Source organism: Pseudomonas triclosanedens (genome assembly GCF_026686735.1).
In the GTDB taxonomy this organism is placed as follows: domain Bacteria; phylum Pseudomonadota; class Gammaproteobacteria; order Pseudomonadales; family Pseudomonadaceae; genus Pseudomonas; species Pseudomonas triclosanedens.
Window position 1 is genome coordinate 1,767,876 of sequence record NZ_CP113432.1, and the last position, 12,906, is coordinate 1,780,781.

Annotated in this window: 14 protein-coding genes; 9 read left to right on the forward strand and 5 right to left on the reverse strand. The window is 60.5% G+C overall.

Annotated features, from left to right (window positions below; genetic code table 11):
* Positions 1-12: 12 nt before the first annotated feature.
* Complete coding sequence (locus OU419_RS08400) at positions 13-972, reverse strand: hypothetical protein (protein WP_254471464.1); 960 nt, start codon at positions 970-972, stop codon at positions 13-15.
* A gap of 8 nt (positions 973-980) precedes the next feature.
* A complete protein-coding gene (locus tag OU419_RS08405) occupies positions 981-2,696 on the reverse strand; it encodes a proline--tRNA ligase (RefSeq protein WP_254471463.1) in 1,716 nt (571 codons plus the stop codon).
* Between the two features lie 110 nt (positions 2,697-2,806).
* On the opposite strand from OU419_RS08405, the gene OU419_RS08410 reads away from it, so the two are divergent.
* Complete coding sequence (locus OU419_RS08410; protein ID WP_254471808.1) at positions 2,807-3,214, forward strand: PaaI family thioesterase; 408 nt, start codon at positions 2,807-2,809, stop codon at positions 3,212-3,214.
* A gap of 85 nt (positions 3,215-3,299) precedes the next feature.
* Here the strand turns inward: OU419_RS08410 and OU419_RS08415 are convergent, their stop codons facing one another.
* The gene (locus tag OU419_RS08415; RefSeq protein ID WP_254471462.1) at positions 3,300-4,691 is read right to left on the reverse strand and encodes an OprD family porin; all 1,392 of its coding nucleotides are present in this window, start codon (positions 4,689-4,691) and stop codon (positions 3,300-3,302) included.
* A gap of 725 nt (positions 4,692-5,416) precedes the next feature.
* On the opposite strand from OU419_RS08415, the gene OU419_RS08420 reads away from it, so the two are divergent.
* Entirely contained in the window at positions 5,417-5,842 is a 426-nt protein-coding gene (locus OU419_RS08420; protein ID WP_254471461.1) for an HIT family protein, read from the forward strand.
* Positions 5,843-5,845: 3 nt separating this feature from the next.
* Positions 5,846-6,052: a SlyX family protein gene (locus OU419_RS08425; RefSeq protein ID WP_254471460.1), complete on the forward strand. Its 207-nt coding sequence runs from the start codon at positions 5,846-5,848 to the stop codon at positions 6,050-6,052.
* 47 nt (positions 6,053-6,099) lie between these two features.
* Here the strand turns inward: OU419_RS08425 and OU419_RS28905 are convergent, their stop codons facing one another.
* Both OU419_RS28905 and OU419_RS08435 read right to left on the reverse strand, forming a co-directional pair.
* A complete protein-coding gene (locus OU419_RS28905) occupies positions 6,100-6,696 on the reverse strand; it encodes a cold-shock protein (protein ID WP_302328910.1) in 597 nt (198 codons plus the stop codon).
* Between the two features lie 207 nt (positions 6,697-6,903).
* Complete coding sequence (locus tag OU419_RS08435) at positions 6,904-7,374, reverse strand: Dps family protein (protein ID WP_254471459.1); 471 nt, start codon at positions 7,372-7,374, stop codon at positions 6,904-6,906.
* Between the two features lie 240 nt (positions 7,375-7,614).
* On the opposite strand from OU419_RS08435, the gene OU419_RS08440 reads away from it, so the two are divergent.
* From OU419_RS08440 to ruvB, 6 genes are all read left to right on the forward strand, one after another.
* A complete protein-coding gene (locus tag OU419_RS08440; protein ID WP_254471804.1) occupies positions 7,615-7,884 on the forward strand; it encodes an FmdB family zinc ribbon protein in 270 nt (89 codons plus the stop codon).
* Between the two features lie 43 nt (positions 7,885-7,927).
* Positions 7,928-9,706, forward strand: a complete 1,779-nt coding sequence (gene aspS / locus OU419_RS08445; RefSeq protein ID WP_254471458.1) for an aspartate--tRNA ligase — start codon at positions 7,928-7,930, stop codon at positions 9,704-9,706.
* Between the two features lie 69 nt (positions 9,707-9,775).
* A complete protein-coding gene (locus tag OU419_RS08450) occupies positions 9,776-10,522 on the forward strand; it encodes a YebC/PmpR family DNA-binding transcriptional regulator (RefSeq protein WP_254471457.1) in 747 nt (248 codons plus the stop codon).
* A 111-nt stretch (positions 10,523-10,633) separates the two neighbouring features.
* Positions 10,634-11,158, forward strand: coding sequence for a crossover junction endodeoxyribonuclease RuvC (gene ruvC, locus OU419_RS08455; protein WP_254471456.1), 525 nt, complete (start codon positions 10,634-10,636; stop codon positions 11,156-11,158).
* 34 nt (positions 11,159-11,192) lie between these two features.
* Positions 11,193-11,798: a Holliday junction branch migration protein RuvA gene (gene ruvA, locus OU419_RS08460; RefSeq protein ID WP_254471455.1), complete on the forward strand. Its 606-nt coding sequence runs from the start codon at positions 11,193-11,195 to the stop codon at positions 11,796-11,798.
* 10 nt (positions 11,799-11,808) lie between these two features.
* Positions 11,809-12,867 carry a Holliday junction branch migration DNA helicase RuvB gene (gene ruvB, locus OU419_RS08465; RefSeq protein ID WP_254471454.1) on the forward strand — a complete coding sequence of 353 codons (1,059 nt, stop codon included), beginning with the start codon at positions 11,809-11,811 and terminating at the stop codon, positions 12,865-12,867.
* Positions 12,868-12,906 lie beyond the last annotated feature (39 nt).

Consider the following 12,906-nt stretch of genomic DNA (forward strand, 5'->3'; position numbering starts at 1 on the left):
TATGACCTGGCCTCAGTTGCTGGCGGCGCCCGGGTCGGCAGCCAGGCGCCCCGCATCGGTCATCAGGCTGTGAAGGAATTCCTTCTGCAGCTCCGGGTCGTTGCGGGTCAGCTCGATCAGGCTCTGTTCCAGCTCGCTGGCTTCCTCTTCCAGGCCTAGCTCGGAGAGGCGCTTCACGCGATGCACCCAGTGGTGCACGTCGTCACCTTCCAGGTCGTCATAGATCAGGCGATGGGCTTCCTGCAACTTGCCGCGCAGGGAGCGACTGACCATCAGGCTGGCGTCCGCACGAGCATCGTCCTGAGGGTCCTGGACGCTGAACTGCAGGCGACTGATGCGGCTGACTTCTTCATCGCTGAAGGGGCCTTCCAGCAGGTTCAGGCGCAGGATGCCGTGACGGTCGGTCAGCAGTTCCTGGGAGTTCTTGCCGGCAGTGACTGTAACCGGGCGTTCGGACCAGGGCAGGCTCGAGTATTCCATACGCTTGTCGAGCTGGCGCTCATCGATCTTCGCCAGGTTCTGTTCTGCGCGGCCGTTGGACTGTACGTTCATGAACGGGTTCATGCCGTCGATGCCGTAGCGGATCCAGCCGTGGGTGACGCTTTCCGGCAGGTTGCCGAGGGCAAAGACGTTGACCACGTTGGCGCCGATGCCGGCGACGAATGCAACGACGCCCAGCGGCATCTCGTAAGCCTTGCGCCAGCCCTGATATGGGGTGTAGCGGTCATACCGGCGAGTAACTTCGAACTCGGTGACTTCGAAGGTCTTTTGCTCCTGCACGCGGATGCGCCGCTGTGGCAGCTCCAGTACGCCGGGAGTGCCTACGTCGATCTGCAGGCTGTGGTCGAGCAGTTTGCGCTCGACTCGTTCTTCATGCTCGCTGCGTTGCGGCAGCTGGTTGGCGCAGCCGCTCAGCAGAAGGCTGCCGCACAAGGCGGCAGCCACGAGGCTGGAGGTACTTCGGGGGAACATCGTTCTGCTCAGTTGCGGATCTTGGCGGTAATGAACGCCTGCAGGTCGGCCAGCGATACGCTCTGCGACTCGGTGTCACGGCGGCCCTTGTATTCCAGGGCGCCTTCTTCCAGGCCGCGCTCGCTGACCACGATGCGGTGCGGGATGCCGATCAGTTCCATGTCGGCGAACTTCACGCCGGGGCTGGTCTTCTTGTCGCGGTCGTCCAGCAGCACTTCGAAGCCAGCGGCGGTGAGGTCTGCATACAGCTTGTCGGCGGCGGCGCGAACGGCTTCGTTCTCGTACTTCATCGGCACGATGGCGATCTGGAAGGGTGCCAGGGCGGCTGGCCAGAGGATGCCGCGGTCGTCGTAGTTCTGCTCGATGGCCGCAGCGACTACACGGGATACGCCGATGCCATAGCAGCCCATGATCAGGGTAACCGGCTTGCCGCTCTCGCCCAGTACGGAGAGCTTCATGGCTTCGCTGTACTTGGTGCCGAGCTGGAAGATGTGGCCGACTTCGATGCCGCGACGGATCACCAGGGTGCCCTTGCCGTCCGGGCTTGGGTCGCCTTCCACGACGTTGCGCAGATCGGCGACTTCCGGTACCGGAAGGTCACGTTCCCAGTTCACGCCGAAGTAGTGTTTGTCATCGACGTTGGCGCCTGCGGCGAAGTCGCTCATCAGGGCGACGGAGCGGTCGATGATGCAGGGCAGCGGCAGGTTCAGCGGGCCGAGGGAGCCGGGAGCTGCGCCAATGGCGGCCTTGATGTCCGCTTCGCTGGCCATCTGCAGGGGACTGGCCACCAGCGGATGGTTGCCTGCCTTGATCTCGTTGAGTTCGTGGTCGCCACGAACGATCAGGGCGATCAGCTTGCCTTCCTCGGCGGCATGTACCACGAGGGTCTTGATGGTCTTCTCGATCGGTACGCCGAACTTTTCGACCAGTGCGGCGATGGTCTTGGTATCGGGGGTATCGACCAGGCGCAGTTCTTCGCTGGCCGCGCCGCGAGCGGTTTCGCGGGGCAGTGCTTCGGCCTTCTCGATGTTGGCTGCGTAGTCGGTCGACTCGCCGAAGACGATGTCGTCCTCTCCGGAGCCGGCCAACACGTGGAACTCATGGGAGCCGCTGCCACCGATGGAGCCGTTGTCGGCCTGTACTGCACGGAAATCCAGCCCCAGGCGGGTGAAGATCTTGCTGTACGCGTCGTACATGACGTCGTAAGTCGCCTGCAGCGACTCCTGACTGGTGTGGAAGGAGTAGGCATCCTTCATGATGAACTCGCGTCCACGCATCAGGCCGAAGCGCGGACGGATCTCGTCACGGAACTTGGTCTGGATCTGGTACATGTTGATCGGCAACTGCTTGTAGCTGTTCAACTCGTTGCGTGCCAGGTCGGTAATGACTTCTTCGTGGGTCGGGCCGACACAGAAGTCGCGGTCATGGCGATCCTTCAGGCGCAGCAGTTCGGGGCCGTACTGCTGCCAGCGCCCGGATTCCTGCCAGAGTTCGGCGGGCTGGATGGCAGGCATCAGCACTTCCAGGGCACCGGCGGCGTTCATTTCTTCGCGGACGATGTTCTCCACCTTGCGCAGTACCCGCAGACCCAGTGGCAGCCAGGTGTACAGACCGGACGCCAGCTTGCGGATCATGCCGGCGCGCAGCATCAGCTGGTGGCTGATGACGACCGCATCGGAAGGGGTTTCTTTCAGTGTGGAAAGCAGGTACTGACTGGTACGCATCTTTGGCCGTTTTGTCGGTTGCGAAGGGGATATAGGCTGGGCATTGTACGGTGCAGGTCTGGCTGCGTACAGGGCGCGGCGGGTAGAGACGGAGGAGCAAGGTGAGTCGACTGAATGCGGCGCAAGTGCAGGCGTTCATCCGGGCGGGATTGCCTATGGCGGATGACATGGACTTCCGTATCGAAGCGTTGGAGGGGCGTAGTGCGTTTGCGCGCATTCCGTTCCACGGGCGACTGGTTCGTCCAGGTGGAACGGTGTCCGGGCCGACCATCATGGCACTGGCGGACGCGGCCATGTATGCGGTGATCCTGGCACAGTTGGAGAATGTCGAGATGGCCGTTACTTCCAATCTCAATATTAACTTTCTCAGCAAGCCCAAGCCGGAGGACCTTCTGGCAGAGGCAAAAATATTAAAACTGGGGCGTCGTCAAGTGGTATGCGAGGTGTCTGTCTATTCCGTGAGCAATCCTCAGGAATTGGTCGCTCATGTAACGGGTACTTATGTATTGCCGATGTAACAGATACGTTCGAAGTTGTAGGTAAGTGGTAATAAAAAAGCCCGGCAGAAGCCGGGCTTTTTAGTTACCTGCAGTTCGCTCTGTATTACAGAACGGACAGCGGGTAGTCGACGATCAGACGGAATTCGTCCACGTCGCCTTCGCCCTGGTCGGAGTTGCCGCGGTGCCAGGCTTGACGGATGCGGAAGGACAGGTCCTTCGCAGCGCCTTCCTGAATCACGTACTTGGCTTCCAGGTTGGTCTCGTGGTGCTTGCCGTCCTTGCCGTAAAGCGAGGAGACGGTGCCGTCGTCGTTGTGCACGACATAGGCGCTGGTGGACAGGTCAACGTTGGTGCCGTCGATGTCCTTACCGTTGATGTAGCGGCCCATGAAGGTCAGGCCGGGTACGCCGTACTCGGCCATGTTCAGGTCGTAGCGAGCCTGCCAGGATTTTTCGCCCGGGCCGTTGAAGTCGGAGTACTGAACGGAGTTGGCGAGGAAGATCGAATCGCCGCCCTTGTTGTTGTCGCCGATACCGATGTAGTCGAACGGGGTATCGCCATTCACTTTCTGGAAGGCCAGGGTGAAGGTGTGCGCGCTGATGGTGTACGCGGCAGCCAGCGAGAAGGTGTTGTTGTTGATGTCGCCAGCTTTCGACTTGCCTTCGTCCTGGGTGTTGTAGTAGTTGAAGTCGAAGCCCAGGGACTGGTTGTCGGCGATTGGCAGGGTGTAGTTCAGGTTGACGTAGTACTGGTTCCAGATGTCTTCCAGCTTGGCACCGTACAGGGATGCGCTGAAGCTATCGTTGAACGCGTACTTGCCGCCGATGAAATCGGCGGTCTTGGCGGATTCGCCAGCGTAGTTCGCCCAGATTTCACCGTCGTGGCTGGTGTCGTTCTGGCTGGTGCCGGAGTAGTAGTGACCGCCTTCCAGATCCAGGCCGTCGATCTCGCTGCTCATGATGGCCAGGCCGCTAGCGGTCTGGGGTAGCAGGCGGGTGCCGCCAACGGCGAAGACCGGGGCGGTCGGCTGCATGTCACCGGCTTTCAGCTCGGTCTTGGATACGCGGACCTTGACGGCGGCGCCGGCTTTGCCGAAGGAGTCTTGCGGAGTGCCGTCGTCGCTGATTGCAAGGTTTTCTGTACCGGTACGGCCGCGGCCGGAGTCCAGTTTCAGGCCGAGGTAGCCGAAGGCGTCAACTCCGAAGCCTACGGTGCCCTGGGTGAAGCCGGAGCTGTAGTTGCCCCAGAAACCTTGGGTCCACTCTTCGCGGTAGCCGTTCTTGTAGCCGCTGGCTTTGGAAGAGTCGGCAACGTTGCCGCCGCCGTTGCGCTGATCGCGATTGAAGTAGTAGTTGCGAACCAGGAAGTTCAGGCTGCTGTCTTCGACAAAGCCTTTGGAATCAGCCTGATTACCTACGAAGGGTTCGGCCATTGCCAGTTGCGTGGTGCCTGCAGAAACCGCCAGGGCGATGGCGCTCCACTTCATCACTTTCATTGTGATTGCTCCTTTGGTTTTGAAATTATCTGCCATCACAGTGCCGCGGTGACGGCTCTTTCTTTTTGTCGGCGCTAACTTATAGCACGCGTGTAGCCTTGGCGATAGTTGCCCAATTAATCACGCGAAAACTTTACGGGACTGTCGCAAACCTGCATGAACTATGTCGCATTCAGGTAGCTTCGATGTTGCAAAAAGAGATTGCACTCCCCGTTTGCCGCATCTCGTTCGACGCGTCAGTCAGTGTGGTTCGGTTCTCCATTGACCACTTTCTGGTTCAGTTCGGCGCCATGATCGTGTCGGTATCCAGGCACGAGGACGGCGGCGAGTCCTTCCTCCCTAGCAACAACCGTGCACAACTGCACTGTCGCCGCTGTGCATCGCAAGAACTGCGGTGCGATAGCGCATTTCACGGTTTCCGTTGCGGTTTTGCAATAAACAGCTTGATGTGGTGTTTGACTCGGTTTTTGACGGTGCGTACTGATTTGACGATTTTTCTACGTTTTTCAGCGCTCTTGTACGTGAAATCGCATCGTGCGGCCTGTTGTCGGAATCTGTTCTGTCGTCTGTGCACGGAGCTGGGGCAGGGCTGTCAGGGGTGCGCTCTGTGAGAGTGCGTCCGGCGGGCGTGTTCGTTGGGCGGCTGCTCTAGTATTCTGCGCGCCCTTTAGTCCTTGTGCGGGGCTGGTCTTATTTCACGCGTTCGTCGAACAGGAGAGGTGGTTATGTTCGTCCTGGATTCCCGTCTGAAGCAGGACACAGTCCTGGTGGGGGATTTTCCTTTGAGCAGCCTGCTGCTGATGAATGACTCGCAGTACCCGTGGTTCATCCTGGTGCCGCGTCGCGAAGATGTCAGCGAGGTGTTCCAGCTCGATGCCGATGATCAGCAGCAACTCTGGCGAGAGGCTACTCAACTGGCGGAAATCCTCAAGGATACGTTTTGTGCCGACAAGATGAATGTTGCCAATCTTGGTAACGTCGTCAGTCAGCTGCATGTGCATGTAATCGTCCGTCGCCGTGACGACGCGGCCTGGCCGGGGCCGGTCTGGGGCCGTCATCCCGCGGTGCCTTACTCCGTCGATGAGTTGGCGGAAGTTCGCGAGAAGCTGGGCATGGCGCTTGGCGATGGTTTCCGTTTCGCGCAGGAGTGAGTGATGGAGCTGGAAGATCGTATGGCTGACCTGGAGAGCCGGCTGGCGTTCCAGGACGATGCGCTGCAGACCCTGAGCGATGTGGTCTATGAGCAGGAGCGGGTGATCGAGCGGTTGCGCCTGCAGATGCAGGCTCTGATCAAGCGCCTCGAGGATCTTCAGGGGCAGGTTGGCGTGTCCGAGGACGAGGCGCCTCCGCCGCATTACTAAGAGACATGAAAAAGCCCGCCATCTGGCGGGCTTTTCGTTATGGCGGTTCAGCGGCGGTTGGGGAGGGCTGCGATCACATCTTCGGCTTGAAGTCCCTTGTCGCGCTGGACTATGGAGAACTCAACGCGCTGGCCTTCGATCAGGATGCGGTGACCTTCTCCACGAATGGCGCGGAAGTGCACGAAGATGTCTTCGCCGGTGTCGCGGGAAATGAAGCCGAAGCCCTTGGATGTGTTGAACCACTTCACCGTGCCGGTTTCGCGGTTTTCATCGCTGGTTGGAATGTAGCTGGGGGCTGGCCTGCTGTTCTTCAGGCTGGCGATCCACTGCAGCGCCACTGCCGCGGCCAGGCTCAGCAGGGGGAGGAGGATCGCGGGCTGTTCGCCGATGAATGGCAGCGGTGCGAGCAGGATCAGTATCTGCAGCACGATGGCCAGGACGAGCAGAGCGCTCGAGAGGCTCTGCAGTGCAGAGGGTTGCTTTGAGCTGAGGCTTGGCGCGAGCAGCACGCTGGTCAGGCCGAGCAGGGTCAGATAAATGGCATCGCTCTGTTGCAGGTAGGGGAGTGCATCGCTGCGGAAGCTGGGGACCAGCGACAGCAGGAGGGCTGCAATGCCCGACAGTAAGTGGACGATCTTCAACATGGCTACGGATTCACCTTGGCGGTAACTAGGAAACAGCCGTCCACCGGTGCAGCGCCGAGTAAAGTGGTGAAAGCGTGCCGGACGGCCTATGCGCGGGCGCGCACGGTCGTATTTAACCGCAATCCAGTAAGCTACTCAAATCAACCGCTTAGGCAGTTTGCAGAGAGGAGAAGCCCGTCTCGAGGCGGGCTTCTTTCTATATACGCATCAACTGGCGAGCAGGCTGCGGAGCATCCAGGCCGTCTTCTCGTGCACCTGCATGCGCTGGGTTAGCAGGTCGGCGGTCGGTTCGTCGTTGACCTTGTCCAGCAGCGGGAACAGGCCGCGTGCGGTGCGTACCACTGCTTCCTGTCCCTGTATCAGTTGTCGGATCATCTCGCTTGCATCCGGCACGCCCTCCTCTTCCTTGATCGAGGAGAGTCGGGCGTATGCGGCATAAGTGCCCGGTGCGGGGAAGCCCAGTGCGCGAATGCGCTCCGCTATGCTGTCGACCGCCAGCGCGAGCTCGCTGTACTGTCCTTCGAACATCAGGTGCAGAGTGTTGAACATCGGGCCGGTGACGTTCCAGTGGAAGTTGTGGGTCTTCAGGTAGAGTGTGTAGGTGTCGGCCAGTAGTCGTGACAGGCCTTCGGCAATGACGGCGCGATCGTGTTCAGCGATTCCAATGTTGATTTCCACGGCGACCTCCTCATCGTTCGTCTGTCGATTGGTTTCTCGGGGGTCAGGCTAACATCGCTGCGCGCGCAATCCTCTTGGCATCTGTCAAGGTACCCGATAGGCAGATTCTATTGAATTGGCAGTTGTGGGGGCGCGAGCAGCGTATGTTGGGCTGGCTGCAAGCCTTGGATTTTTCAGGCTATAATCCGCGCCTTTGCCGCGGGATGCGGGCCCGTGGCGCTGTCTCAGCCAAGGTGTCCGATGCCGATTTACGAATATCAGTGCCAATCCTGCGCACATCAGTTGGAAGCCATTCAGAAGTTCAGTGATGCGCCGTTGGTCGATTGCCCGGCCTGCCAGGCCCCTGAATTGAAGAAGATGTTGTCGGCGCCAGGCTTCCGTCTGGGCGGACGCGGTTGGTACGAGACCGACTTCAAGACCGGAGCGAAGAAGAATCTGGCTTCCGGTGATGCTCCTGCGGCCTGTCCGGCCACCGGATGCGGTGGTGGCGGCTGCTCCGCCAGCGAATGAGCGGTTCCCTAGAATTCAAGACTTTCGAGAAGCGAAACACACCATGATGCGCAGCCATTATTGCGGCCAGTTGAACGAGAGCCTGGACGGCCAGGAAGTCACTCTTTGCGGTTGGGTCCACCGTCGCCGCGACCACGGCGGGGTAATCTTCCTCGATGTGCGTGATCGCGAGGGCCTGGCCCAGGTCGTGTTCGACCCGGATCGTGTCGAGACCTTCGCCAAGGCCGACCGCGTGCGCAGCGAGTACGTGGTGAAGATTACCGGCAAGGTACGCCTGCGCCCTGAAGGCGCGCGCAATGCCAACATGGCTTCCGGCGCCATTGAAGTGCTGGGTTACGAGCTGGAAGTGCTGAACCAGGCCGAGACTCCGCCGTTCCCGCTGGACGAATACTCCGATGTGGGCGAGGAAACACGCCTGCGTTACCGCTTCATCGATCTGCGTCGCCCGGAAATGGCCGCCAAGCTGAAATTGCGTGCACGCATCACCAGCAGCATCCGCCGTTACCTGGATGACAATGGTTTCCTCGATGTCGAAACCCCGATCCTTGGCCGCCCGACCCCTGAAGGCGCGCGCGATTACCTGGTGCCGAGCCGTACCTATCCGGGGCACTTCTTCGCTCTGCCGCAGTCGCCCCAGTTGTTCAAGCAACTGCTGATGGTGGCCGGTTTCGACCGCTACTACCAGATTGCCAAGTGCTTCCGCGACGAAGACCTGCGTGCCGACCGCCAGCCGGAGTTCACCCAGATCGACATCGAGACCAGCTTCCTTGACGAAAGCGACATCATCGAGATCACCGAGAAGATGGTTCGCCAGCTGTTCAAGGAGGTGCTGAACGTCGAGTTCGACGAGTTCCCGCACATGTCCTTCGAAGAAGCCATGCGCCGCTATGGTTCGGATAAGCCGGACCTGCGTATCCCGCTGGAGCTGGTCGACGTTGCCGATCAGTTGAAGGAAGTGGAGTTCAAGGTCTTCTCCGGCCCGGCCAATGATCCGAAGGGCCGCGTCGCCGCCCTGCGCGTACCGGGCGCCGCCTCCATGCCGCGCAGCCAGATCGATGACTACACCAAGTTCGTCGGCATCTACGGTGCCAAGGGCCTGGCCTACATCAAGGTCAACGAACGCGCCAAGGGCGTGGAAGGCCTGCAATCGCCGATCGTCAAGTTCATCCCGGAAGCCAACCTGAACGTGATCCTCGATCGCGTCGGTGCGGTCGACGGCGACATCGTGTTCTTCGGCGCCGACAAGGCCAAGATCGTCTGCGATGCCCTGGGCGCGCTGCGTATCAAGGTCGGCCATGACCTCAAGCTGCTCACCAAGGAGTGGGCGCCGATGTGGGTTGTGGACTTCCCGATGTTCGAAGAGAACGACGACGGCAGCCTGACGTCCCTGCACCACCCGTTCACTGCGCCCAAGTGCTCTCCGGAAGAGCTTGAGGCCAACCCGGCCGACAAGCTGTCCCGTGCCTACGACATGGTGCTCAACGGCACCGAACTGGGCGGTGGTTCCATCCGTATCCACGACAAGGCCATGCAGCAGGCTGTATTCCGCGTGCTGGGCATCGACGATGCGGAGCAGGAAGAGAAGTTCGGCTTCCTCCTCGACGCCCTCAAGTACGGCGCGCCGCCGCACGGTGGCCTGGCCTTCGGTCTGGACCGTCTGGTGATGCTGATGACCGGCGCGGCCTCGATCCGCGAAGTCATCGCCTTCCCGAAAACCCAGAGCGCTGGCGACGTTATGACGCAGGCTCCGGGGACCGTGGATGGCAAGGCGCTGCGCGAGCTGCACATCCGCCTGCGCGAGCAGCAGAAGGCTGCCGAGTAAGTCGATTCAACCTGCAGCGGCTCTCGTCATCGGGAGCCGCGTGCCGAAACAAGCGATACGGAGTGAGTTATGGCTGGTCATTCCAAATGGGCCAACATCAAGCACCGCAAGGAACGTCAGGACGCCAAGAAGGGCAAGATCTTCACCAAGCTCATTCGTGAGCTGACCGTTGCCGCCAAGCAGGGTGGTGGAGTTCCCGCAGACAATCCGCGTCTGCGTCTGGCCGTGGACAAGGCGCTGACCGCCAACATGACCCGCGACACCATTGACCGCGCCATCCAGCGTGGCGTGGGTTCCAGCGAAGCGGACAACATGGCCGAGCTGACCTACGAAGGTTACGCGCCCAGCGGCGTGGCGATCATCGTCGAAGCCATGACCGACAACCGCAACCGCACCGCGGCCGAAGTGCGCCATGCTTTCAGCAAGTGCGGCGGCAACCTTGGTACCGATGGTTCGGTGGCCTACATGTTCGAGCGCAAGGGTCAGATCAGCTACGCGCCGGGTGTTGACGAAGAAGCCCTGATGGATGCTGCGCTGGAGGCTGGTGCTGACGACGTGGTGGTCAACGATGACGGATCCATTGACGTGTTCACCAGCTTCACTGACTTCATTTCGGTCAACGAGGCGCTGGCCGAGGCTGGTTTCAAAGGGGAGGAGTCGGAGGTCACCATGATCCCGTCGACTACCGCGACGCTTGATCTTGAAACCGCGCAGAAGGTGCTCAAGCTGATCGACATGCTCGAAGACCTGGATGATGTGCAGAACGTCTACTCCAATGCGGATATTCCGGATGAGGTGATGGCCCAACTGGGCTGATCCGTTCACCGGCGCAACGATGAAGCCGGAAGCGGGGGTGGTCGGATGCGGCGTCTCCCGCTTCCGGTTTTTGATATCTGGCCTGGCGCTACAAGGTGTGATCGAACGGATATGACCCTGATTCTCGGAATCGACCCTGGCTCGCGCATCACCGGCTTCGGCGTGGTGCGCGACACGGGACGGGGGTGCGAGTACGTCGCCTCTGGTTGCATCCGTACTGGCAATGGCGAGTTGCACGAGCGTTTGCAGATTGTGTTTCGCGGCGTGCGAGAGGTCATCCAGACCTACAGGCCAACCATGATGGGCATCGAGCAGGTCTTCATGGCGCGTAATGCCGATTCCGCCCTCAAGCTCGGGCAGGCGCGAGGCGCAGCTATCGTGGCGGCGGCGGAGGAAGGCTTGCTGATCGCCGAGTACACCGCCAGCCAGGTCAAGCAGGCTATCGCCGGTACCGGCGGTGCGGACAAGCAGCAGGTGCAGATGATGGTGATGCACTTGCTCAAGCTGGTGCAGAAGCCGCAGATCGACGCCTCCGATGCCTTGGCCATTGCGCTCTGTCACGCGCACACCCGGCAAAGCCTGCTGCCACATGGGCTGGTTGGCGCGCGCCGGCGCGGTGGGCGTTTGCGCCTGTAACCTCCGACTCAAGCTTGTTTAAGGATATGGACCTGTGATTGGACGCCTGCGCGGCACGCTGGTGGAGAAACAGCCGCCACACATGATCGTCGATGTGAATGGTGTGGGTTACGAGCTGGAAGTGCCGATGACCACGCTCTATCGCTTGCCGAGTGTCGGTGAGCCGGTGACGCTGCACACGCATCTGGTGGTGCGTGAGGATGCGCACCTGCTCTATGGCTTTGCCGAAAAGCGTGAGCGCGAGCTGTTCCGCGAGCTGATACGTCTCAACGGAGTGGGGCCGAAACTTGCTCTTGCACTGATGTCGGGTCTGGAAGTCGATGAGCTGGTACGCTGCGTTCAGGCGCAGGACACTTCCACCCTGGTGAAGATCCCGGGAGTGGGCAAGAAGACCGCCGAGCGTTTGCTGGTTGAGCTCAAAGACCGTTTCAAGGCCTGGGAAAATATTCCCTCGATCGCACCGCTGGTGGTGGAACCGAAGTTGGTCACCGCAGTCTCAAGCGCCGAATCCGATGCTGTCAGTGCGCTTATCGCACTGGGTTTCAAACCGCAGGAGGCCAGTCGCGCCGTGGCGGCAGTACAGGAAGAGGGATTGTCGAGCGAAGAGCTCATACGCCGCTCGTTGAAAGGCATGGTCTAGGTACCTATCGATGATCGAAGCTGATCGCCTGATTTCCGCAGGTTCCGGGCGCGACCGCGAAGAGCAGTTCGACCGCGCTATCCGCCCGCTGAAGCTGGCCGAGTACATCGGTCAGCCAGTGGTGCGTGAGCAGATGGAACTGTTCATTCAGGCGGCCAAGGGGCGGAACGAGGCGCTGGATCACACACTGATCTTCGGGCCGCCCGGCTTGGGCAAGACCACTCTGGCGAACATCATCGCTCAGGAAATGGGGGTGTCGCTAAAGAGCACTTCCGGCCCGGTGCTGGAACGACCGGGCGACCTGGCCGCGCTGTTGACCAACCTCGAGCCGAACGACGTCCTGTTCGTCGACGAGATTCATCGGCTGTCCCCCATTGTTGAAGAGGTCCTGTACCCGGCGATGGAGGACTTCCAGTTGGACATCATGATCGGCGAAGGCCCTGCAGCCCGCTCGATCAAGCTGGACCTGCCGCCCTTCACCCTGGTGGGGGCGACTACTCGGGCTGGCATGCTGACCAATCCTTTGCGTGACCGCTTCGGCATCGTGCAGCGTCTTGAGTTCTACGGAGTGGATGACCTGTCCACCATCGTCGCTCGATCAGCGGGCATTCTTGGTCTGGAAATCGAGCCTGCCGGGGCCTACGAGATCGCCCGGCGCGCCCGCGGTACGCCGCGTATCGCCAACCGGCTGTTGCGTCGCGTGCGTGATTTCGCCGAGGTGCGCGGTACGGGGCACATCAGCAGTGATGTGGCTGACAAGGCCTTGAACCTGCTGGACGTGGATGAGCGGGGCTTCGATCACCAGGACCGTCGCCTGCTGCTGACCATGATCGACAAGTTCGATGGTGGCCCGGTGGGGATTGATAACCTGGCCGCTGCGATCAGTGAGGAGCGACACACGATCGAGGATGTGCTGGAGCCGTATCTGATCCAGCAGGGTTACATCATGCGTACGCCGCGAGGCCGTGTAGTTACCCGGCACGCGTATCTGCATTTCGGCCTGAACGTGCCGAAGCGGATGGGGGAGGGGGCAACGTCGGATATGTTTTCCCCTGAAGATGGTAATTAATTGCATTTGTGGGCGATTGCCGATTGGCAAAGCCCTGAC

Bases quoted from the DNA above. Each gene is read 5' to 3' on its own strand.
- OU419_RS08400 (WP_254471464.1), bottom strand. From the start codon at position 972: ATGTTCCCCCGAAGTACCTCCAGCCTCGTGGCTGCCGCCTTGTGCGGC.
- OU419_RS08405 (WP_254471463.1), bottom strand. From the start codon at position 2,696: ATGCGTACCAGTCAGTACCTGCTTTCCACACTGAAAGAAACCCCTTCC.
- OU419_RS08415 (WP_254471462.1), bottom strand. From the start codon at position 4,691: ATGAAAGTGATGAAGTGGAGCGCCATCGCCCTGGCGGTTTCTGCAGGC.
- OU419_RS08420 (WP_254471461.1), top strand. From the start codon at position 5,417: ATGTTCGTCCTGGATTCCCGTCTGAAGCAGGACACAGTCCTGGTGGGG.
- OU419_RS08425 (WP_254471460.1), top strand. From the start codon at position 5,846: ATGGAGCTGGAAGATCGTATGGCTGACCTGGAGAGCCGGCTGGCGTTC.
- OU419_RS28905 (WP_302328910.1), bottom strand. From the start codon at position 6,696: ATGTTGAAGATCGTCCACTTACTGTCGGGCATTGCAGCCCTCCTGCTG.
- OU419_RS08440 (WP_254471804.1), top strand. From the start codon at position 7,615: ATGCCGATTTACGAATATCAGTGCCAATCCTGCGCACATCAGTTGGAA.
- aspS (WP_254471458.1), top strand. From the start codon at position 7,928: ATGATGCGCAGCCATTATTGCGGCCAGTTGAACGAGAGCCTGGACGGC.
- OU419_RS08450 (WP_254471457.1), top strand. From the start codon at position 9,776: ATGGCTGGTCATTCCAAATGGGCCAACATCAAGCACCGCAAGGAACGT.
- ruvC (WP_254471456.1), top strand. From the start codon at position 10,634: ATGACCCTGATTCTCGGAATCGACCCTGGCTCGCGCATCACCGGCTTC.
- ruvB (WP_254471454.1), top strand. From the start codon at position 11,809: ATGATCGAAGCTGATCGCCTGATTTCCGCAGGTTCCGGGCGCGACCGC.